Here is a 20,828-nt window from a genome sequence, read left to right on the forward strand (position 1 = left end):
TTCCTTCCCCAGAACTACGTAATCCCTAACCTTCTAAATCGAGATTAACGGTTAGAGCAGGAGGAGTCAACCGCTCACGTACCCTTGAGGGGTTAGTGCCACGAGGAGGCGGACATGACGACGGCGGACCCACGACCCCTGACCGGGGAACCGGTGGCCCTGGACCTGCTGAACACCCGGTGGGTCCAGGACGGCGAACCCGTCGACCTCTTCGCTGGGGCCTTCGGGCTCACCCGCGTCGAAGGGCTCGCGCTCTGGCTGGAGAGCGCCGGGCTGGCCGGCCGCTTCCACGCCGACGCCTCGACCCTGGTCCACCTGCTCACCGCCCGCGAGGCACTGGCGCGCGCCGTCGCGGACCCGGCCGACGAGAGCGCCCGCACCCTGGTCGACGCCGTCCTGGAGTACGGACGCATCCGGGCCACCCTGACCGCCGAAGGGCCCGGCGAGCGGACCGAGTTCGACGATCCGACCTGGGGCCCGGCCTGGACGGCCGCCCGCGACTACCTGGAGCTGCTGGGCTCCGACCCCGCCCGGATCCGCAAGTGCGCCTCCGAAACCTGCGTGCTGCACTTCCACGACACCTCGCGCAACGGCACCCGGCGCTGGTGCTCGATGTCGGCCTGCGGAAACCGGGCGAAAGCCTCCCGCCACTACGCGCGCACGCGCGAGCGCTGAACACCCGGAAGTTGTCACACCCGATCTGAGACCGGGGCCCGCCCGACCTCTGACACACGGTCGGGAAGTCTACAAATCCATGTTCAACCCCGAAGGTTCGCACCGGTTCGGTCCGGTACGGGCCTTCTGGCGTACACCCCGAGCTGGCGGGAGTCCGCCACGGCAGGTATCGGTCCGTGACAACTCTCCCCAAAGAGCTGTCATTTACGCGAGGCTGACCGGTCATCCGGCACCGAAATCCGGACCGTACCTTTCACTTAGCCAGGGATGCTGATGACCCTCGACTCCCCCAGCTCCATACCCGGGGCCCGACGCGCCGCGCGCGTCGCGGCCGCGGCCGGCCTGGTGGCCGCTCTCGCGGCCACCGGCGCCATGCCCGTCTTCGCGGCGACCGGCACGAATACCCCCGCGCCCAACCCCGCGGTGAAGTCGGCCGACCAGAAGCTCGGCTCGGCCGACGCCGAACTGCTCCAGGAAGCCAAGACCAAGGGCGAGAAGACCGTCACGGTCATGGTCGCGACGGCACCCGGCGAGACCCAGCAGGTGGCCAAGCAGCTCGACGACGTCCAGGGCGCCTCGGTGGGCCAGACGTACGACAAGCTCGGCTACGTGCGCGCCACCCTGCCGACCGACAAGGCGGAGGCCGCGCTGAAGGCGGCCGCCAAGCTGTCCTCCGTGCACGGCATCGACCTGCGGCACGAGATCCAGCTCCCGGACCCCCGTCCGGACGCGGACCGCGAGACGGGGACGGTGAAGCGGACCGCCGCCGAGACCTACCCCGGGCCGGACAAGAACACCCCGGCGAAGAACCCGTACAACCCGTCCTTCGAGACCGGTGCGCTGGACTTCCTCAAGAACAACCCGAAGGCCGACGGCCGCGGCGTGACCATCGGCATCATGGACTCGGGCGTCGACCTCGGCCACCCCGCGCTCCAGAAGACCACCACCGGCGAGCGCAAGATCGTCGACTGGGTCACCGCTACCGACCCGATCACCGACAGCGACGCCACCTGGCGCGCGCAGATCACCCCGGTCGCCGGTGGCACCTTCACCGCGGCCGGCGCGAGCTGGAAGGCTCCGGAGGGCTCGTTCCAGTGGAGCCGCTTCACCGAGTCGATCACCGCCAACGGTGACATGAAGGGCGACGTCAACCGGGACGGGGACACCACCGACCGGTTCGGCCTGCTCTACGACCCGGTCGCCGGGACCGTCCGCGTCGACACCGACCAGGACAACGACTTCACGAACAACGAGCCGATGAAGCCGTACAAGGACGGCTACCAGATCGGCTACTTCGGCACGGACAACCCGGCGACCGAGGTCGCCGAGCGCATCCCGTTCGTGATCGAGATCCGCAAGGACGTCCCGATGGACCCGCTGGGCGGTGACTGGATCGGCAAGAAGGCCGACTTCGTCAACGTCGGCATCATCGAGTCCGAGCACGGCACGCACGTCGCCGGCATCACGGCCGCCAACGGCCTGTTCGGCGGCGCGATGAACGGCGAGGCGCCCGGCGCCAAGCTCGTCTCCTCGCGCGCCTGCTCCTGGTCCGGCGGCTGCACCAACATCGCGCTGACCGAGGGCATGATCGACCTCGTCGTCAACCGCGGCGTGGACATCGTCAACATGTCGATCGGCGGCCTGCCGGCCCTGAACGACGGCAACAACGCGCGCTCCGAGCTCTACAAGAACCTCATCGACACCTACGGTGTCCAGCTCGTCATCTCGGCGGGCAACGAGGGCCCCGGCATCAACACCATCGGCGACCCCGGTCTCGCGGACAAGGTCATCTCCGTTGGTGCGGCGGTCTCCAAGGAGACCTGGGCGGCCAACTACGGCTCCGGCGTGACCAAGGCTTACAACATGTTCCCCTTCTCCTCGCGCGGTCCGCGTGAGGACGGCGGCTTCACGCCGACGATCACCGCCCCCGGCGCGTCGATCAACACCATCCAGACCTGGCTGCCCGGCATGCCGGTGAAGGAGGCCGGCTACACCCTGCCGGCCGGTTACGGCATGCTCCAGGGCACCTCGATGTCCTCGCCGCAGGCGGCGGGCGCCAGCGCCCTGCTGATCTCGGCCGCCAAGCAGCAGAACATCGCCCTCACCCCGGCGAACCTGCGCATCGCGCTCACCAGCAGCGCGAAGAAGATCGCGGACGTTCCGGCGCACGCCCAGGGCGCGGGCCTGATCAACATCCCCGGCGCGTGGGAGTCCATCCAGCGCGGCGCGAAGGCCAACGAGTTCACCGTCAAGGCGCCGGTCGACACCGCGATCGACCAGTTCCTGAAGACCCCGGGCTTCGGCACCGGCGTCTACGACCGTGAGGGCGGCCTGAAGGTCGGCCAGAAGAAGGTGTACGACGTCGTCGTCACCCGCACCACGGGCGTCAAGTACGGCACCCCGCACGAGCTGAGCTGGCGCAACAACGACGGCACGTTCAAGGTCATCGGCGGCTACGACTACGTCACCCTGCCCCTGAACAAGCCGGTCACCATCAAGGTCCAGGCCATCGCCAAGACGGCCGGCGTCCACAGCGGCATCCTGCAGCTCGACGACCCCTCCACCGAGGGCATCGACAAGCAGATCCTCTCCACGGTCGTCGTCTCGACCCCGCTGGCGAAGCCCTCGTACAGCTACTCGGACACCTCCTCCGTGCAGCGCAACAGCCACAAGTCGTACTTCGTGACCGTCCCGGCGGGCGCGAAGACCCTCGAGGTCGCCCTCGGCGGTCTGAACGCGGGCAGCCAGACGCGCTTCATCTCGATCCACCCGTACGGCGTGGGCGTCGAGGACAGCGCGACGACCCAGTGCTACCCGAACTACGACAACCCGGCCAACCTGTGCCGCCCCGACCTGCGTTCGTACCCGAACCCGCAGCCGGGCGTCTGGGAGATCGAGGTCGAGTCGCGCCGCACGTCGCCGCTGCTCGACAACCCGTACAAGCTGGACGTCTCCGTGCTCGGCGCGGCCTTCGACCCCGCGGTCCAGGTCCTGCCCGAGGTCAAGCAGGGCACGCCGGCGCCGGTCCAGTGGACCGTGAAGAACGACGGGGCCGCCATCACCGGCGGCAAGCTCCAGGGCGGTCCCCTCGGCTCCGCGAAGGTCGCCAACCCGACCATCGCCGCCGGTGAGACCCACACCACCGAGGTCACGATCGGCGAGGGCGTCTCCCGCCTCGACATCGCGATCGGCAAGGTGTCCGACACCGCCGCCGACCTCGACCTGGACGTGTACAAGGACGGCGTCAAGGTCGGCTCCTCCGCCGACGGCGACTCCGAGGAGGCCGTGAGCCTCGTCAACCCGGCCGCGGGCACCTACACCATCGAGGTGTTCGGCTACGCGATCCCGTCCGGCTCCACCACGTACGACTACCGCGACGTCTTCTTCTCGGCCGCCCTGGGCACCGTCCAGGTCGACGAGGCCGCCGCGGTCAACCTCGCCAACGGCGCCTCGGCGACCGTCTCCGCGAACGTGCTGGTCAACAGCGCCGCTCCGGAAGGCCGCCAGTTCTTCGGCGAGGTCAAGCTGCTCAACGCCCGCGGCACCGCCGCCGGCACCGGCAGCGTGCAGATCGAGAAGGTCCTGCCGTAACCCGGTAGGAGCCTGAACACAGCGGGGGCGGTGCTCGTCAGAGCACCGCCCCCGCCTGTTTCCCCCGTCTGTTTCCCCCGCCGGTTCCCCCTCCGGCTTTCCCCTCGGGTGCGGACTACTTCCCCAGCGCGCTCAGGTCCTGTGCGTACGTGCCCACCGCGTGGGCGATCACGTCCAGGTTGGTGTCGAAGGCCCCCAGGTCGATGTTCTTCAGGGTGTCCCCCGCCCCGTGGTAGTTCGGGTCGTACGGGGCCCCGGCCGTGCCGCCGTACCGCTCGGCCTGCTCCGGCGTCTTGATGCCCTCGGCTCCGGTGAAGGTGCCGCCGGCCGGGATGCCGTTCGCGATGAAGGGGCCGTAGTCGGAGCGGCCGTCGAAGTCGCTGCCCTCGTGCGGCTTGGCCTTCGTGTCGAGGAAGCCGTTGATCAGCGCCTCGATCTGCGCCGAGCCGGCCGGACCGGCGCCCGCGCCCGTCTGGTCCGAGTCGTCTCCGTCGTAGACGAACTGCGCCGGGTTCGGCGAGGCGATCATGTCGAAGTTCAGGTACAGCGCGATGTCCTTCTTCTGCCGCTCCGACAGCTGCGCCACGTAGTGCTCGGAGCCCAGCAGGCCGAGCTCCTCCGCCGACCACCAGGCGAAGCGGACCTTGTTGGCGGTCTGCTTGCCCTTGCCCTTCTTGTTGGCGCCCTCCTCCGCGAGCTTGAGGGCCACCTCCAGCAGGCCGGCCGAGCCGGAGCCGTTGTCGTTGATGCCCGGGCCCTCGGGGACCGAGTCCAGGTGGGAGCCGACGGTGACCACGCGGTCGGCGCGGCCGCCGCGGGTCTCGGCGATGACATTGCGGGTCGTCTTCTGCACGTGCTCCTGCTCCAGCTCCAGCCGCACGCTCACCTCGCCCTTCGCCGCGGCCGCGGTCAGCGCCTCCCCGTCGGCGAGGGTGATCCCGGCGCTCGGGATGATCCCCTCGGCGGGCGAGGAGAAGGTGCCGCGCACCGGAGTGGTCCCGCTGTGGTTGTAGACGATCACCCCGAGGGCTCCGGCCCCGGCGGCGGCCCGCTGCTTCTCCACGAAGGTGCAGGTGCCGCGCTTGACCAGCGCGATCTTCCCGGTGAAGGCCCCGGCCGGGTAGTCGGCGGCGTCGCACCCCGGGCTCTCGTCGACCCGGGCGAGGGCCAGCGGCGCGGTCAGACCGCCGGCCGGGGTCGACTTGGTGAAGGTGAAGGCGGCGGTGGCCAGCTCGCGGCCACCGGTCCCCAGGACGGTGGTCCTCTCCGTCTTCGTGTGCGCCTCGTAGATGTCGAAGTCCTGGTACGAGACCTCGTACCCGGCCTTCTTCAGCGTGTCGTGGACGTAGGCGGCGGAGGCCGCGTGGCCGGGCGTGCCGGCCGCGCGGTTGCCGCCGTTGGCGTCGGCGATCTGCTGGAACTTCGCCAGGTGGCGGTAGGCGCCACGAGCGGTGACCTCCTCCACCAGCTCCCGGGCCAGGCGGCCCTCGCGCGGGTGGGCGGCGGCCGGCGCGGCGGCCAGCAGGACGGGTGCGGCGACGGCGGCGGCCGCGAGGGCGGCGAGCGCCGGTATGGACCGGCGGCGGTGGCGGATGGCGCGCACGGTGGTTCTCCCCGAGTTCGGATGACGGAATGCCGGTCCGGATTCCGGACGCGACAGACGGGACCGTAATCGGCTTCGACCAGGCGAAACGCCCGCCGGGCAGCGGTGCAACACGGCCGCCACGGAGTTGTCACGGGGGTTCACACGCAGAACACCGTCCGCTCCTCGGACAATGGATTGGACAAGGCTCGTGGGGTCGAACGCATGATGGCTTCACGCGCGCCCGCGTCGTACGTATCAGAGGAGTCACCGTGAGGGTCGGAATCGTCGGAGCCACCGGACAGGTCGGCGGAGTCATGCGCGGCATCCTGGCCGAGCGCAAGTTCCCGGTGGACGAGCTGCGGCTGTTCGCCTCGGCCCGTTCGGCCGGCTCCATCCTCGAGTGGGAGGGCCGGGAGATCACCATCGAGGACGCCTCCACGGCCGACTATTCCGGCCTGGACATCGTGCTGTTCTCCGCGGGCGGCGCCACCTCCAGGGCCCTCGCCGAGAAGGTCGCCTCGCAGGGCGCCGTCGTGATCGACAACTCCTCCGCCTGGCGCGGCGACCCCGAGGTCCCCCTCGTCGTCTCCGAGGTCAACCCGCACGCGATCGCGAACCGCCCCAAGGGCATCATCGCGAACCCGAACTGCACCACGATGGCCGCGATGCCGGTGCTGCGCCCGCTGCACGACGAGGCCGGTCTGACCGCGCTGATCGCCACCACCTACCAGGCCGTGTCCGGCTCGGGCCTGGCGGGCGTCGCCGAGCTCAAGGGCCAGGCCTGCGCGGTCTCCGAGGCCGCCGACCAGCTGACCTTCGACGGCGACGCGGTGGAGTTCCCGGCGCCTGCCGTCTACAAGCGGCCGATCGCCTACAACGTGATCCCGCTCGCGGGCTCGATCGTCGACGACGGCTCCTTCGAGACCGACGAGGAGCAGAAGCTCCGCAACGAGTCCCGCAAGATCCTGGAGATCCCGGAGCTCAAGGTCTCGGGCACCTGCGTGCGCGTGCCGGTCTTCGCCGGCCACTCCCTCCAGGTCAACGTCCGCTTCGACCGTCCGCTGAGCGTCGAGCGCGCCTACGAGCTGCTGAAGGACGCCCCGGGCGTCGAGCTCTCGGAGATCCCCACCCCGCTGCAGGCCGCCGGCAAGGACGCCTCGTACGTGGGCCGCATCCGCGTCGACGAGACCACCGAGAACGGCCTCGCGCTGTTCCTCTCCAACGACAACCTCCGCAAGGGCGCCGCGCTGAACGCGGTCCAGATCGCGGAGCTGGTCGCGGAGGAGCTGCGCCAGGGCTGACGCCGGTCGCGCGCACGTGTGGGGGGGCGGCACCGTGGCGGTGCCGCCCTTCGGCGTTCCTCCCTACGCCCGGCGGACCTCGAAGAGGTAGCAGCCGAACTCGGCCGCGCGGACGTGCACGAGCGCGGTCCGCGGGTCCTCGAAGGCCTCCGTCAGCGCCTGCCCGACCACCGCCTCCGGGTCCTCGGCGAGGTCGAGGACGCGCCCGCCGAGGATGTGGCCCGCAGTGTCGTAGCGGCGGGCCGTGCGCAGGGCGCCGGGGTGCGCGAAGGGGAGGCCGGTCTCCGGGGCCGGTCCGCCGCAGTCGGCGGCGTGGATGAACACCGGTCCCTGCTCGTCGTAGGCCCCCGGGTCGACGCCGGCCTCGGCGGCCCAGCGGCGCAGCGGGGCGTACGCGACGAGGGCGATCCGTTCGCCGGGGGCGCTGCGGCGCAAGCAGCAGCGCAGCGGGGCGCCGCCCTCCGGGTCCTCGTAGGGCGCGCAGGGCCGTCCGGCGTCGTCGAGGGTGCGCAGGCGGGCGAGGACGGGAGGGGCGATGGCGAGCACGGTGTGGGTGGTCATGGGGTCCAGGGTGCCCCCGGCGGACCGGTCGGAGCTGGCGGAAATCGGACGTCGAGTTTCGCCCGTGGGTTACTCCGGCGCGCTGCCCCGGCCCGCGTGGAAGGATGGGCCGGAACGTCACCATCGAAGGAGATGACCGCGTGCCAGGCACGAATCTGACCCGTGAAGAGGCTCAGCAGCGCGCAAAGCTGCTCAGTGTCGACTCGTACGAGATCGAGCTCGATCTCAGCGGCGCGCAGGAGGGTGGCACGTACCCCTCCGTGACCACCGTGCGCTTCCAGTCCGCGGAGGCCGGCGCCGAGACCTTCATCGACCTGGTCGCTCCGACCGTGCACGAGGTCGTCCTCAACGGCAAGTCCCTCGACGTGGCCGCCGTCTTCCGGGATTCCCGGATCGCGCTCGCGCACCTCGCCGCCGGGGCCAACGAGCTCCGCGTCGTCGCCGACTGCGCCTACACCAACACCGGTGAGGGTCTGCACCGCTTCGTCGACCCGGTCGACGAGCAGGCCTACCTGTACACCCAGTTCGAGGTCCCGGACGCGCGCCGCGTGTTCGCGAGCTTCGAGCAGCCCGACCTGAAGGCGACGTTCCGGTTCACCGTTACGGCCCCCGCGGGCTGGACGGTCATCTCGAACTCCCCGACGCCGCAGGCTCCCGCCGACAACGTCTGGCGCTTCGAGCCGACCCCGCGCATCTCCACGTACATCACGGCCCTGATCGTCGGCCCGTACCACGCGGTGCACAGCTCCTACGAGGGCCCGGACGGGCAGTCCGTCCCGCTCGGCATCTACTGCCGTCCCTCGCTCGCCGAGTTCCTCGACGCCGACGCGATCTTCGACGTGACCCGGCAGGGCTTCACCTGGTTCCAGGAGAAGTTCGCGTACGACTACCCCTTCGCGAAGTACGACCAGCTCTTCGTGCCGGAGTTCAACGCGGGCGCGATGGAGAACGCGGGCGCGGTCACCATCCGCGACCAGTACGTCTTCCGCTCGAAGGTGACGGACGCGGCGTACGAGACGCGCGCCGAGACGATCCTGCACGAGCTCGCGCACATGTGGTTCGGCGACCTCGTCACCATGGAGTGGTGGAACGACCTGTGGCTGAACGAGTCGTTCGCCACGTACACCTCCATCGCCTGCCAGGCGTACGCGGAGGGCTCGAAGTGGCCGCACGCCTGGACCTCCTTCGCCAACTCCATGAAGACCTGGGCGTACCGGCAGGACCAGCTGCCCTCCACGCACCCGATCATGGCCGACATCCGTGACCTGGACGACGTCCTGGTCAACTTCGACGGCATCACGTACGCCAAGGGCGCCTCGGTCCTCAAGCAGCTCGTGGCCTACGTCGGCCAGGACGCCTTCTTCAAGGGCGTGCAGGCGTACTTCAAGGCGCACGCCTTCGGGAACACGCGCCTGTCGGACCTGCTCGGCGCCCTGGAGGAGACCTCCGGCCGCGATCTGACCGCCTGGTCGAAGGCCTGGCTGGAGACGGCCGGCATCAACATCCTGCGCCCGGAGATCGAGACCGACGAGAACGGCTCCGTCACCGCCTTCGCCGTCCGCCAGGAGGCCCCGGCGCTGCCCGCCGGCGCCAAGGGCGAGCCGGTCCTGCGCCCGCACCGCATCGCGGTCGGCCTGTACGACCTGGCCGACGGCAAGCTGGTGCGCGGCGAGCGGATCGAGCTGGACATCGACGGCGACCTCACCGCCGTGCCGGAGCTGATCGGCCGGACCCGTCCGGCCGTGGTCCTGCTGAACGACGACGACCTGTCGTACGCCAAGGTCCGTCTCGACGAGGTGTCCCTCGCCAACGTCACCGCGCACCTGGGCGACTTCACCGAGTCGCTGCCGCGCGCGCTGTGCTGGGCCTCGGCCTGGGACATGACCCGCGACGGCGAACTGGCCACCCGCGACTACCTCGCCCTCGTCCTGTCGGGCATCGGCAAGGAGTCGGACATCGGCGTCGTGCAGTCGCTGCACCGCCAGGTCAAGCTGGCCGTGGACCTGTACGCCGACCCGGCGTGGCGCGACCAGGGCCTGGCCGTCTGGACGGAGGCCACGCTGGAGCACCTGCGCGCGGCCGAGCCGGGCAGCGACCACCAGCTGGCGTGGGCCCGCGCCTTCGCGGCGACGGCCCGTACCGACGAGCAGCTGACCTACCTGTCGGCGCTGCTGGACGGCTCCGCGGAGGTCAAGGGCCTGGCCGTGGACACCGAGCTGCGCTGGGCGTTCCTGGAGCGCCTGGTCGCCACCGGTGTCGCCGATGAGCCGGCGATCGCGGCCGAGCTGGAGCGGGACAAGACCGCGGCGGGCGAGCGGCACGCGGCGACCGCCCGCGCGGCGCGTCCGACGGCGGAGGCCAAGGCCGAGGCGTGGGCTTCGGTCGTCGAGGGCGACGCGCTCCCGAACGCGGTGCAGGAAGCGGTGATCGGGGGCTTCGTCCAGACCGACCAGCGCGAGCTCCTCGCCCCGTACACGGCGAAGTACTTCGCGGCGGTCAAGGAGGTCTGGGAGACCCGGAGCCACGAGATCGCCCAGCAGATCGCGGTGGGGCTCTACCCGTCCCTCCAGGTCTCCGCGGAGACCCTCGCGGCGACGGACGCCTGGCTGGCCTCGGCCGAGCCGAACGCGGCCCTGCGCCGCCTGGTCTCGGAGTCCCGCGCGGGCGTCGAGCGCGCGCTGACCGCCCAGGCGGCCGACGCCCGGGCGTAACCGGCTCGCGCCGCTGCTGGGGCTCCGCCCCAGACCCGTTGCCGCGTGCGGCGCCGTTGCCGGGGGCCAGCCCCCGGACCCCCGCGCCTCAAACGCCGGCGAGGCTGAATTTTCCCGGCGAAGCCGGAAAATCCAGCCCGTCCGGCGTTTGAGGACCGGGTCCGGGCAGAGCCCGGGGAACGGTGGAAGGGCGGGTAGGGGACAAGCGCCGCGCAGCGGCTACCCCCGCGCCGCCGCCACGGACCGCAGGGCCGCCAGGGCGTGGGCCACCGCCGGGGCCGATTCCGAGCCGCGGCGCAGGGCCGCGATGACGTGGCGGGTGGGCCGGTCGTGGGAGAGCACGCGGACGGCGACGCCCGACGCGCGGCTCGCCACCATCCGGGGGACCAGGGCCACCCCCATGCCCGCCTCGACCATGGCGAGGATCGCGGTCCAGCCGGATGCCGAGTGCGCCTGTTCCGGGACGAACCCCGCCGCCTCGCAGGCATTGCGGGTGATCTCCGACCAGGGCCCGGAGCCGCCGTAGATCCACGGGTCCCCGGACAGGTCCGCGAGCCGCAGCTCCGCGGCGCCGGCCAGCGGGTGCTCCGGGGGCAGGGCCACGTCGAGGGGGTCCTCCAGCAGGGTCCTGCGGGTGAAGCGGGGATCGCGGGCGGTCGGTGCGTGGGCCGCGAGGGAGAGCGCGAGGTCGACGACCCCGGCGGACAGCAGCTCGTAGGACTCGGCCGCCTCGGTCTCCCGTACGCGGACCTCCACGCCGGGGTGCGAGCGCCTCAGGGCGGCGACCGCCGGGACCACGAGGACCGGTACGGCGGTGGAGAAGGCTCCGATGCGGACCTCCCCCGCTTCCCCCGCGAGGTATCCGGTGAGTTCCGCGTCGGCCCGCTCCAGCTGCGCGAACACGGCCTCCGCGTGCCGCAGTACGAGGTGGGCGGCGTCGGTGAGCCGGACCCGGCGGCCCTGTGCCTCCAGCAGCGGGACCCCCAGCATCCTGGCCAGGTTGGTGAGCTGCTGCGAAACGGCCGAGGGCGTCATGTGCAGCGCCTCGGCCGTCGCGGTCACGGTCCCCTGTTCCGCGAGGGTCCGCAGGATCCGCAGCTTCTTGATGTCCCACTCGATCATGGGACCGAACTTACCGCCGGGCACCCAGACCCACGCCGCCCAGGATCAGCGCCATGCACAGGAGCTGCGCCGGTCCGGTCGTCTCGCCGAGGAGCAGCAGGCCGAGGCCCGCGACGCAGACCGGCTGGAGGTAGTAGACGACTCCGGCGCGGGCGGCGCCGATCATCGCGACGGCCTTGTTCCAGGCGAAGAAGGCGACGGCGGAGGAGAAGACGCCGACGTACAGGAGCATTCCGGCGGTGGAGGGGGTGACCTGGAAGCCGCCCTGGACTCCGACGGACACGGCGTAGACGGGGGCGAGCATCAGGGCGCCGAGGACGAAGGTGGTGAGCAGGAAGGCGAGGCCGCCCAGTTCGGCGGGCTTGCGCTTGAGGAGCGCGCTGTACGTGGCGAAGGACAGGGCGGCGCCGAACATCCACAGGTCGCCGGCGGCGAAGTCGAAGCGGATCGATCCCTTGCCGACCAGGAGGAGCACGCCGAGGGCTGCGAGGGCCAGGCCGAAGGTGCGCCGGGCGCCGAGCCGTTCGCCGCCGAGGCGGGCGTACAGGGCCATGACGACCGGCGAGGCGGCCATGATCATGCCCATGTTGGAGGCGGAGGTGGTCAGTCCGGCCTGGTGCACGAGGGTGTTGTAGAGGGCGACGCCGAAGAGGGCGGCCAGGGCGATGTAGCCGAAGTGCTTGCGGATCAGGGCCCGCTGCTGCCAGGCCTGCCGGGCGGCGAAGGGGGCGACGGCCACGGTGGCGATGACCCAGCGCCAGAAGACGGCCTGGACGGGCGGGATGCTGTCGGCCATGCCCCGGGTGGCGACGAAGCTGCCGGACCAGACGACCGTCGCGAGCAGGGCGAGGAGGACGCCGAGTCCGGCGGCCCCCTTCTTCGCCTTGCCGGGCAGTGCTTGCAGTGCTTCCTGCGGGACGGTGCGGACTCGGTCCATGACGGCCACGGTGTGTCTCCCCCTCGGGGTTCGGAGTGTCGGTTCGTTGGTCTACCGTCGCACCGGGTCACCCGTCAGGTCCATCGAAACATTTCGATCGGTTCCTTCAGCAGAACTGAACGGTCCGGCCTTCGGTCGCGCCGCGCCCGCCGAGCCCGCCGATCCCGCCGCGAGCTGCCCCGCGACGGTGGCGCCGAAGGCGATCGCCATGCCCAGCACCTGCACCGGTGACAGCGCCTGCCCCAGGGCGGCCCACCCGATGACGGCGGCGGTGAGCGGCGAGAGCGGGCCGAGGAGGGTGACCGAGGTGGCGGTGAGCTGCCCGATGCCGCGGATCCAGAGCCAGTACGCGATGCCGGTGTTGATCAGCATCATGTAGCCGTAGCCGAGGAAGGCCTTGCCGTCGAGCGCCGGCGGCGCCCCTTCCACCAGCGCGGCGACCGGGATGATGATGAGGCCGCCCGCGGTGAGCTGCCAGCCGGTCATGGCCAGCGGGCCGACGCCCTCCGGGCGCCCCCACCGCTTGGTCATGACGGTGCCCGCGCCCATCGAGGCGGAGGAGACGATGCCGGCCACCACTCCGACCAGGTCGAGCTGCGCCTGCGCGGTCAGCACCACCATGCTGACGCCGAAGGCCGCCACGACGGCGGCGAGCACGGTCCGCAGCCGGGCCCGCTCGCCCAGCAGGAGGGCGGCCAGCCCCACGACGAACAGCGGTCCCGCGGAGCTCAGTACGGCCGCGACCCCGCCGGGCAGGCGGTAGGCGGAGAGGAACAGGAGCGGGAAGAAGGCGCCGATGTTGAGCCCGCCCAGGACGGCCGCCTTCCACCACCACCGCCCCGTGGGCAGCTTCCGCGCGAGGGCGGTGAGCAGCAGCCCGGCGGGCAGTGCGCGCATCACCCCGGTGAACAGCGGCCGGTCGGGCGGCAGCAGCTCGGAGGCCACGAAGTAGGTCGAGCCCCAGGAGATGGGGGCGAGGGCGGTCAGGGCGATGGTGATGACGCGCTTCACGGCGGTGCTCCTCCGGCAGGGACGAGTAGCTCACTTGAAAGTAGCTTAGCACTAAGCCACTTTCCTGCAAGCAACTTCCTTGCGGATCTCCAAGGCCATGGGCGACGCGAGGGAGAAGACCTACGCGCGCTACGGAATCGCGCGCGGGGAGTTCGACGTCGATCCAGACGACCGGCGGGCTCTCCGGGTGGCGCTCACCGGCCTGCTGCGCAAGGTGAGGGCAGGGGTCCCGTATTCGGGCCCGGGTACGACGAGACGCCGGGGGTCCTCATGGACCCCCGGCGCCCCGGAAGAATCGGATCGAGCGGGGAGACCCCCGGAAGGGGTCGGGCCCGTTCGGCCGTTCGACTTCGTGCGGCTGGGTTCAGCCTTCGTTCTGCGTCGTGCGCGACTTGTCGCCGACCATCACCAGACCGGCGATGACCAGGAACAGCACGATCGGCGTGGCCACGTAGAGGCCGAGCGTCTCCGCGACGCTCAGGCCCGGACCCGGGTCGTCGCCGTCGTCACGGGTGAGCGCGAGGGCGGGAGACGTCATCAGCAGCATCATCAGCGTCGTTCCGGCCGTGACGGCGCCGGCGCGCAGAGCGTTCTTCTTGTCCACGGAGCAAACGTAGCGAACACCTAAACGCCGCGCGCGCCCGGGGGTGCCGTACGGGTTCCCGCCGCCCCCCGCACCGCCCCCAGCAGGGCGTTCGCCCGCGGCGAGGCGGCCAGTGCCTCCAGGGTCAGGGGCCGTCCCTCCGCGTCGGCGACCGGGAGCCGCCAGTTGGGGTACTGGTCCCAGGTGCCGGGCAGGTTCTGCGGCCGCCGGTCCCCCACCGCGTCGGGCAGCCAGACCCCGACCAGCCGGGCCGGGGTGCGCAGCAGGAACCCGTAGAGGGACCGTACGGCGGCCTCCTCGCCCTTGGTGTCGAGCCCGAGGTCCTCCAGTACGTCCAGCCAGCGCGCGGTGTCGGCCGCGTCCTCGGCGCGCTCCCGCTCCGCCGGGCGGGTCAGCAGGCCCAGCCGGTCGCGCAGTTCCACGTGGGAGCCGGCCAGTTTGGCGGCCGTGGGGGGCAGATCGTGGGTGGTCACGGTGGCCAGGCAGTCGGCCCGCCAGCGCTCCGCCTCCAGCGGCTCCCCATCCCCGCCCCAGTCCCGCTCGAACCAGAGCACCGAGGTGCCCAGCACCCCGCGCCGGGCCAGCGCCTGACGGACCCCCGGCTGCACGGTGCCGAGGTCCTCGCCGATGACCAGGGCCCCCGCCCGGTGGGCCTCCAGGACCAGCAGGGCGAGCATCGCCTCCCCGTCGTACGAGACGTACGCGCCTTCGGCGGGCGGGGCCCCTTCGGGGATCCACCAGAGCCGGAACAGTCCCATGACGTGGTCGATGCGCAGGGCGCCGGCGTACCGGAACACCCCCCGCAGCAGGGCCCGCAGCGGCGCGTACCCGGTGGCGGCCAGCCGGTCCGGCCGCCACGGGGGCAGCCCCCAGTCCTGGCCGCGCGCGTTGAAGGCGTCCGGCGGGGCGCCGACGCAGACGCCCCGGGCGTAGTGGGGGGCGGCCCCGAAGGGGGCTCCGGTGGCGTCCGAGCCGTCCGGATGCACCCCGACGGCCAGGTCGTGCACGATGCCGACCGCCATCCCGGCCTCCTTCGCGGCCCGCTGGGCGGCGGCGAGCTGGGCGTCGGTGAGCCAGACCAGCCAGCGGTGGAAGTCGGCCCGCGCCTTCGGGTCCTCCCCGGCGTGCCCGGCGCACCAGACGGCGTGCCGGTCCAGCTCCTCGCCCTGCGCGGCGCGGAAATCCCGGTAGGCCGCCTCCCGTTCGGGGCTGCGCGGAACTGCGTACAGCAGCTCCAGGGCGGCCTGCTTGAGGGACCAGACGGCGTCCCGGTCGATCAGCGCCCCCTTCTCCAGCACCTCGCGCCGCAACTGGGCTCCCCGGTCGGCCAGTTCCGCGAGGGCGGCCCGGTCCGGGCAGTCGGCGTACTCGGGGACGTCCTCGATCCGCAGGTGCACCGGGTCGGGGAAGCGGCGCGAGGACGGCCGGTAGGGGGAGGGGTCGGTCGGCGTGCCGGGGACGGCCGCGTGCAGCGGGTTGACCTGGACGAAGCCGGCTCCGTGGACGCGGCCCGCCCAGCGCGCCAACTCCGCCAGGTCGCCCAGGTCGCCCATGCCCCAGGAGCGTTCGGAGAGCACCGAGTAAAGCTGGACGAGCAGCCCGTGGGTGCGTTCGGGCGCCGCCGGCGCCCGGTCGGGGGCCACGATCAGGGTGGCGGTGGCGGTGCGGCCGTCGGGGGCCTGCGCGTGGATCCGGTGCACGCCCAGCGGCGGCTCCCCCGCGCCGGCCGCGCTCCAGGCCACCGGCGGCTCCTGGGGGACCGCACGGCCCGCCGCAGACGGTCGGCCGTCCTCCTCCGCCTCCAGCAGGGTCCGGGTCCCCGGCGGGAGCGTGCCCAGCTCCACGGGCGGCCGGGACCCGGCCCACCACACCAGCACGCGCGGCAACAGCCGGTGCGCCGCGTCGTGTTCGGCTGCGGCCAGGTGCGTCCGCACGGACTCCGGGGTGTCCGTGTTCACCCCCAACTGCCGCAGCACGGCGGCGACGGTGGCCTCCGGGACCCGCAGGGTGACGTCCTCGGCGGGCTGGTAGGTGGTGGCGACTCCGTACAGGGCCGCGAGCCGGGCGAGGTCGTCCATCAGGTTCCTTGTCCTCTAGTCACCCGCGGCGGCCGCCGCGGCTTGGGTGGTCGGCTCGCTGGTCAGCGGGGCCTCGCTGGCGAGCGGGGGCTCACTGGTCAACGGCGCGTGCGCGGCGTCGGCGAGCGACGGCTCGCTGGTGAGGGGCAGTTCGTCGGGTCCGGACTGCGCCGGCAGGTGGGCGAGCGGCGGACGCCGTTTCGGGGTGGACACCGCGGATATGACGGTGGTGGCGATGGCTGCGACGGTGGTGGTCTCGGTTTTCGCGGCCTTGGTGTTCATCGGCAGGCACTCCTTCGTACGTGAGGATCGATCAGGACCCGTGGACGGCTCCCACTGTGTCGGTCCGTGCGCCGTTCGCGCACCACCGACAGCGGAAATCCTCCTGCGTGGTCCGTGAATCCGTCAGAAATGCCTGTGTCCGGGCCGTGCGCGGGAGGTGTTGCGGGGCTCCGCGCCGATCACCGCAGTCGGGAGGTTTCGCCCTGGCGTGCGGGATCGTCGGGAACACCCTCCGGCGCGCCGCCCGGAGAACATCCCAGCCCTACCCAGTCGGCGGCACCGCATTCCTGGCCGATCCCGGTCAGATCACCCGCCGCCGTTGACACCCCGGCCGTACGGATGGTGGGCTCTGGCTCGTTCGTACGAGCGGGGAACGACTCGGGACGGGGTGGCTCCGTGCAGATCAGGGGCAGCAAGCGGGCCACGGCCACCGCCGCGGCGGTCGCCGTCATCGGTGCACTGCTGAGCGGCTCGGCGGTGGTGGGTCCCCCCACCTCCTTCGCCGCGCCCACCTCGCCGGACGCACCGGACACACCGGACGCTCCCGCGCCGGGCGCTGCCGCGGCTCCCGCGGCGCTGCGCGACCCGGCCCCCGTGTCCGCCCCCGTGCTCGGCCCCGGCTCCGATCCGGCGCGCGCCGCCACCGAGGGGCCCGCGGTGCATCCCCGGCCGCAGTCGATGGCCTTCGACCCGGCGCGTGCGGTGCCGCTGGGCGCCGAGGCCGTACTGGTGCTGCCCGCCGGCGTGGACCCGTACGCCGCCCAGCTGGTGCGCGACGCCCTGCGCGGGGCGGGCGTACGGACCCTGCACGAGCGGACCGACGCGGAACCCCTGCCCAGTGCGGGACCCGTCGTACGGCTCCAGGGGCCGGACGACGGGAACGCCGAGCGGGCGCTGCGGGCCCTGGGCGCGGACGCGGCCGGCGACCTGCCGGCCGGCGGCTACCGGCTGGCGGTGGGCCGCGCCGAGGGGCGGGACACGGTCGCGCTGGCGGGCGTGGGCGAGGACGGGCTGTTCCACGCGGCGCAGACGCTGCGTCACCTGCTCGCCCAGGGCGGCGGGAAGGCGCCCGGGGTCCTCGTACGGGACTGGCCGTCCGCCCCGGTGCGCGGGATCACGGAGGGGTTCTACGGCACTCCGTGGACGGCCGCCCAGCGCCTCGCGCAGGTGGAGTTCATGGGCCGCACCAAGCTGAACCGGCTGCTGCTCGCGCCCGGCGACGACCCGTACCGCACCACGCAGTGGCGCCGCGACTACCCGGCGCCGCAGGCGGCGGAACTGCGGGAGCTGGCCGACCGGGCGCGCGCCAACAAGGTGGTGCTCGCCTGGGCGGTGGCGCCCGGGCAGTCGATGTGCCTGGCCTCCTCGGCCGACCGGGCGGCGCTCGCCCGCAAGCTGGACGCCATGTGGAACCTCGGATTCCGGGCGTTCCAGGTGCAGTTCCAGGACGTCAGCTACACCGAGTGGGGCTGTCGCGCTGACCGGGAGCGCTACGGCAAGGGCCCGGCGGCGGCCGCGAAGGCGCACGCGGAGGTCGCGGGCGAGCTCGCCGCGCACCTGGCCCGGCGCTATCCGGGGGCGCCCGCGCTGTCACTGCTGCCGACGGAGTACTACCAGGAGGGCGCGACGCCCTACCGGACCGCGCTGGCCGCGGCCCTGGACGGCCGGGTGGAAGTGGCCTGGACGGGCGTCGGCGTGGTGCCGCGCACGATCACCGGCAGCGAGATGAACGGGGCGCGCTCGGCGCTCGGGCAGCACCCGCTGGTCACCATGGACAACTACCCGGTCAACGACTGGGATCCGGGCCGGATCTTCCTCGGCCCCTACGCGGGACGGGACCCGGTGGTCGCGGGCGGTTCGGCGGCCGTACTGGCCAACGCGATGCCCCAGGGCACGCTGTCGCGCATCCCGCTGTTCACCGCGGCGGACTTCACGTGGAACCCGCGCGGCTACCGGGCCGCCGACTCCTGGGCGGCGGCCGTGGCCTCGCTCGCCGGACCCGACCCCAAGGCCCGCGAGGCCCTGGCCGCGCTGGCCGCGAACAACGCCTCCTCCGGCCTCGCCCAGCCCGAGTCCGCCTACCTGGTCCCCCTGATGGAGGAGTTCTGGCGGGCCCGGAGCTCCGGCGACCCGGCGGCGGGCGAGCGGCTGCGCTCCTCCTTCCGCGTGCTGCGCGAGGCCCCGGACCGGCTGCCCGCGCTCGCCGGAGAGGCGGGGCCCTGGCTGTCGCGGCTCGCGCGCTACGGGGCCGCCGGAGAACTGGCGCTCGACGTCCTCCAGGCGCAGGCCCGCGGAGACGGGGCGGCGGCCTGGCGGGCCTCGCAGGCCTTCACCGCCGCCCGCGCGGCGCTGTCCGGGGCGGAAGCCGCCCGGGTCGACAAGGCGGTGCTGGACCCCTTCCTGGCGCGGGCCGCCGCCGAGGCCGACGCCTGGACCGGCGCGGCCCGCACGCCGGGCACGGTGACCCGGCAGACCGACGCGTGGACGGTCGAGCTGTCCGGTGCCCGGCCGGTGTCGGTGGTGACCGTGATGACCGACCCGCTGCCGCCCGCCAGCCGGGGCGCCGCAATCGAGGCCCACGTACCGGGAGAGGGCTGGCGCAAGGTCGCGCAGGCGGCGGCGTCGGGCTGGACCCAGGCGGACGTGGGCGGTCTACGGGCCGACGCGGTCCGGCTCGTCTGGTCGGGCCCGGCTCCGGTCGTGCACAGCGTGGTCCCGTGGACGGCGGACGGCCCGGAGGCCCGCTTCGAGCTGGCGCAGAGCGTGGACGCGGAGATCGGCGGGGCCGCGCAGCGGATCCCGGCGCAGCTGTCCGCGCTGCGTCCCGGCGAGGTCCGCGGGCCCCTGTCGGCGACGCCGCCGCCGGGGATCTCGGTGCGCCTGCCGGAGACGGCCGCGGCCGCCCGCGGTACGACGGCGACCGTCCCGGTGGAGGTCACGGTCGCCGCGGGCACCGCGCCGGGCAGCTACGAGGTTCCGGTCACCTTCGGCTCCGAGACGCACACGCTGACGGTCCGCGCCCATCCGCGCACGGCCGGCCCGAACCTGCTGCGCTCCGCCGTGGCCTCGTCCTCGGGCGACGAGACCCCTGCGTTCCCCGCGTCGGGGGCGCTGGACGATTCCCCGGCCACCCGCTGGTCCTCGCCCGCGGCCGACGGGGCCTGGTGGCAGGCGGAGCTGCCGGCTCCGGCGCGGATCGGGCTGCTGCGGCTGCGCTGGCAGGAGGCGTACCCGTCCCGGTTCCGGGTGGAGACCTCGGCGGACGGTGTCGCCTGGCATCCGTCGGCGACGGTCGCCTCCCGCGGCGGGGTGGACTCCGTCCACTTGGACCCGGCGACCGCCCCGGCCCGCTTCGTCCGGGTCACCTGCGAGATCCGCGCCACCCGCTACGGCTGCAGCCTGCTGGGCGCGGAAGCCTTCGCGGTGGCCCCTTAGGGACCCTGCGGGGCAGTCCCCTACCCGCCCTTCGCCCGTTCCCCGGAGCTCCGCCCCGGACCCGTTGCGCGTGCGGCGCCGCTCCCGGGGGCCAGCCCCCGGACCCCCGCTCCTCAAACGCCGGAGCGGCTGGATTTTGCCCGGCCGGGGCTGGATTGCCCGTAGGGCAATTCCAGCCTCGCCGGCGTTTGAGGCGCGGGGTCCGGGGCAGAGCCCCGGGGAACGGGCGAAGGGCGGGTCGGGGACTTCGCCCCGCGCAGCGGCGCGTCCGCAGGCGGGGCCCCGCTCAGGGGGCTACGACGCGACCGCCGCGGCAGCGACGGGGACCCCGATGCGATCCAGCGCATCCTCCGCCCCGTACGGCTGGAGATACGGCATCCAGCACGGATCCCGGTGCCCCGTCCCGATGATCCGCCAGGCCAGCCCGGACGGCGGAGCCGGCTGGTGCCGCAGCCGCCAGCCGAGGTCCACGAGGTGCCGGTCGGCCTTGACGTGGTTGCAGCGACGGCACGCGGCGACGACGTTGTCCCAGGCGTGCTGCCCGCCCCGGCTACGCGGGACGACGTGGTCGACACTGGTGGCGACGGCCCCGCAGTACATGCAGCGGCCGCCGTCCCGGGCGAACAGTGCGCGGCGGGTGAGTGGAACGGGCCCCCGGTAGGGGACCCGCACGAAGCGCTTGAGCCGAACCACGCTGGGCGCGGGGACGGCCCTTGTCGCGCTGTGCAGAAAGGCGCCGGATTCTTCCAGGGAGACGGCTTTGTTCTCCAGGACGAGGACGAGCGCGCGACGGAGCGGTACGACGCCGAGGGGCTCGTACGACGCGTTGAGGACCAGGACGTGCGGCACGGACTGCCTCCTATAACGCCGGCGGCGCGTGGCTCGCGCCGGGACGATCTGCTTTCCAGTCTCCCCTTACGGCTGGTCGAAGCGCC

General features: G+C 72.8%; 14 protein-coding genes. 5 read left to right on the forward strand and 9 right to left on the reverse strand.

The window, feature by feature from the left end; translation table 11 throughout:
* Positions 1-114: 114 nt before the first annotated feature.
* Positions 115-675: a CGNR zinc finger domain-containing protein gene (locus AC3IYI_RS13695; protein WP_489410435.1), complete on the forward strand. Its 561-nt coding sequence runs from the start codon at positions 115-117 to the stop codon at positions 673-675.
* A 273-nt stretch (positions 676-948) separates the two neighbouring features.
* Positions 949-4,266 carry a S8 family serine peptidase gene (locus AC3IYI_RS13700; RefSeq protein ID WP_489410436.1) on the forward strand — a complete coding sequence of 1,106 codons (3,318 nt, stop codon included), beginning with the start codon at positions 949-951 and terminating at the stop codon, positions 4,264-4,266.
* Between the two features lie 115 nt (positions 4,267-4,381).
* Here the strand turns inward: AC3IYI_RS13700 and AC3IYI_RS13705 are convergent, their stop codons facing one another.
* Complete coding sequence (locus AC3IYI_RS13705; protein WP_489410437.1) at positions 4,382-5,869, reverse strand: M28 family metallopeptidase; 1,488 nt, start codon at positions 5,867-5,869, stop codon at positions 4,382-4,384.
* A gap of 251 nt (positions 5,870-6,120) precedes the next feature.
* On the opposite strand from AC3IYI_RS13705, the gene AC3IYI_RS13710 reads away from it, so the two are divergent.
* A complete protein-coding gene (locus AC3IYI_RS13710) occupies positions 6,121-7,152 on the forward strand; it encodes an aspartate-semialdehyde dehydrogenase (protein ID WP_489410438.1) in 1,032 nt (343 codons plus the stop codon).
* Between the two features lie 63 nt (positions 7,153-7,215).
* On the opposite strand, the gene AC3IYI_RS13715 is transcribed toward AC3IYI_RS13710, so the two are convergent.
* Positions 7,216-7,713, reverse strand: a complete 498-nt coding sequence (locus AC3IYI_RS13715; protein ID WP_489410439.1) for a DUF1203 domain-containing protein — start codon at positions 7,711-7,713, stop codon at positions 7,216-7,218.
* A gap of 140 nt (positions 7,714-7,853) precedes the next feature.
* Between AC3IYI_RS13715 and pepN the strand changes: the two genes are divergently transcribed.
* Positions 7,854-10,424, forward strand: a complete 2,571-nt coding sequence (gene pepN / locus AC3IYI_RS13720; protein ID WP_489410440.1) for an aminopeptidase N — start codon at positions 7,854-7,856, stop codon at positions 10,422-10,424.
* Between the two features lie 219 nt (positions 10,425-10,643).
* Here pepN and AC3IYI_RS13725 read toward each other — a convergent pair whose 3' ends face one another.
* From AC3IYI_RS13725 to AC3IYI_RS13750, 6 genes are all read right to left on the reverse strand, one after another.
* Positions 10,644-11,546, reverse strand: a complete 903-nt coding sequence (locus AC3IYI_RS13725; RefSeq protein WP_489410441.1) for a LysR family transcriptional regulator — start codon at positions 11,544-11,546, stop codon at positions 10,644-10,646.
* Between the two features lie 10 nt (positions 11,547-11,556).
* Positions 11,557-12,492: a DMT family transporter gene (locus AC3IYI_RS13730; RefSeq protein WP_489410442.1), complete on the reverse strand. Its 936-nt coding sequence runs from the start codon at positions 12,490-12,492 to the stop codon at positions 11,557-11,559.
* A 42-nt stretch (positions 12,493-12,534) separates the two neighbouring features.
* Positions 12,535-13,494: an EamA family transporter gene (locus AC3IYI_RS13735; RefSeq protein WP_489410443.1), complete on the reverse strand. Its 960-nt coding sequence runs from the start codon at positions 13,492-13,494 to the stop codon at positions 12,535-12,537.
* 364 nt (positions 13,495-13,858) lie between these two features.
* Positions 13,859-14,098, reverse strand: coding sequence for a hypothetical protein (locus AC3IYI_RS13740; protein ID WP_489410444.1), 240 nt, complete (start codon positions 14,096-14,098; stop codon positions 13,859-13,861).
* A gap of 20 nt (positions 14,099-14,118) precedes the next feature.
* Positions 14,119-16,176, reverse strand: coding sequence for a 4-alpha-glucanotransferase (locus tag AC3IYI_RS13745; protein WP_489410445.1), 2,058 nt, complete (start codon positions 16,174-16,176; stop codon positions 14,119-14,121).
* A 15-nt stretch (positions 16,177-16,191) separates the two neighbouring features.
* On the reverse strand, positions 16,192-16,458 hold the full coding sequence (locus tag AC3IYI_RS13750; protein WP_489410446.1) for a hypothetical protein: 267 nt from the start codon (positions 16,456-16,458) through the stop codon (positions 16,192-16,194).
* Positions 16,459-16,854: 396 nt separating this feature from the next.
* On the opposite strand from AC3IYI_RS13750, the gene AC3IYI_RS13755 reads away from it, so the two are divergent.
* Entirely contained in the window at positions 16,855-19,893 is a 3,039-nt protein-coding gene (locus AC3IYI_RS13755; RefSeq protein ID WP_489410447.1) for a glycoside hydrolase family 84 protein, read from the forward strand.
* A gap of 294 nt (positions 19,894-20,187) precedes the next feature.
* Here the strand turns inward: AC3IYI_RS13755 and AC3IYI_RS13760 are convergent, their stop codons facing one another.
* The gene (locus AC3IYI_RS13760; protein ID WP_243334920.1) at positions 20,188-20,742 is read right to left on the reverse strand and encodes an HNH endonuclease; all 555 of its coding nucleotides are present in this window, start codon (positions 20,740-20,742) and stop codon (positions 20,188-20,190) included.
* Positions 20,743-20,828 lie beyond the last annotated feature (86 nt).

The organism is Streptomyces sp. GL_148 (assembly GCF_057834205.1).

Excerpts from the sequence above, each read along its gene's own strand:
- AC3IYI_RS13695 (WP_489410435.1), top strand. The coding sequence starts at position 115 with ATGACGACGGCGGACCCACGACCCCTGACCGGGGAACCGGTGGCCCTG.
- AC3IYI_RS13700 (WP_489410436.1), top strand. The coding sequence starts at position 949 with ATGACCCTCGACTCCCCCAGCTCCATACCCGGGGCCCGACGCGCCGCG.
- AC3IYI_RS13715 (WP_489410439.1), bottom strand. The coding sequence starts at position 7,713 with ATGACCACCCACACCGTGCTCGCCATCGCCCCTCCCGTCCTCGCCCGC.
- AC3IYI_RS13725 (WP_489410441.1), bottom strand. The coding sequence starts at position 11,546 with ATGATCGAGTGGGACATCAAGAAGCTGCGGATCCTGCGGACCCTCGCG.
- AC3IYI_RS13745 (WP_489410445.1), bottom strand. The coding sequence starts at position 16,176 with ATGGACGACCTCGCCCGGCTCGCGGCCCTGTACGGAGTCGCCACCACC.
- AC3IYI_RS13750 (WP_489410446.1), bottom strand. The coding sequence starts at position 16,458 with ATGAACACCAAGGCCGCGAAAACCGAGACCACCACCGTCGCAGCCATC.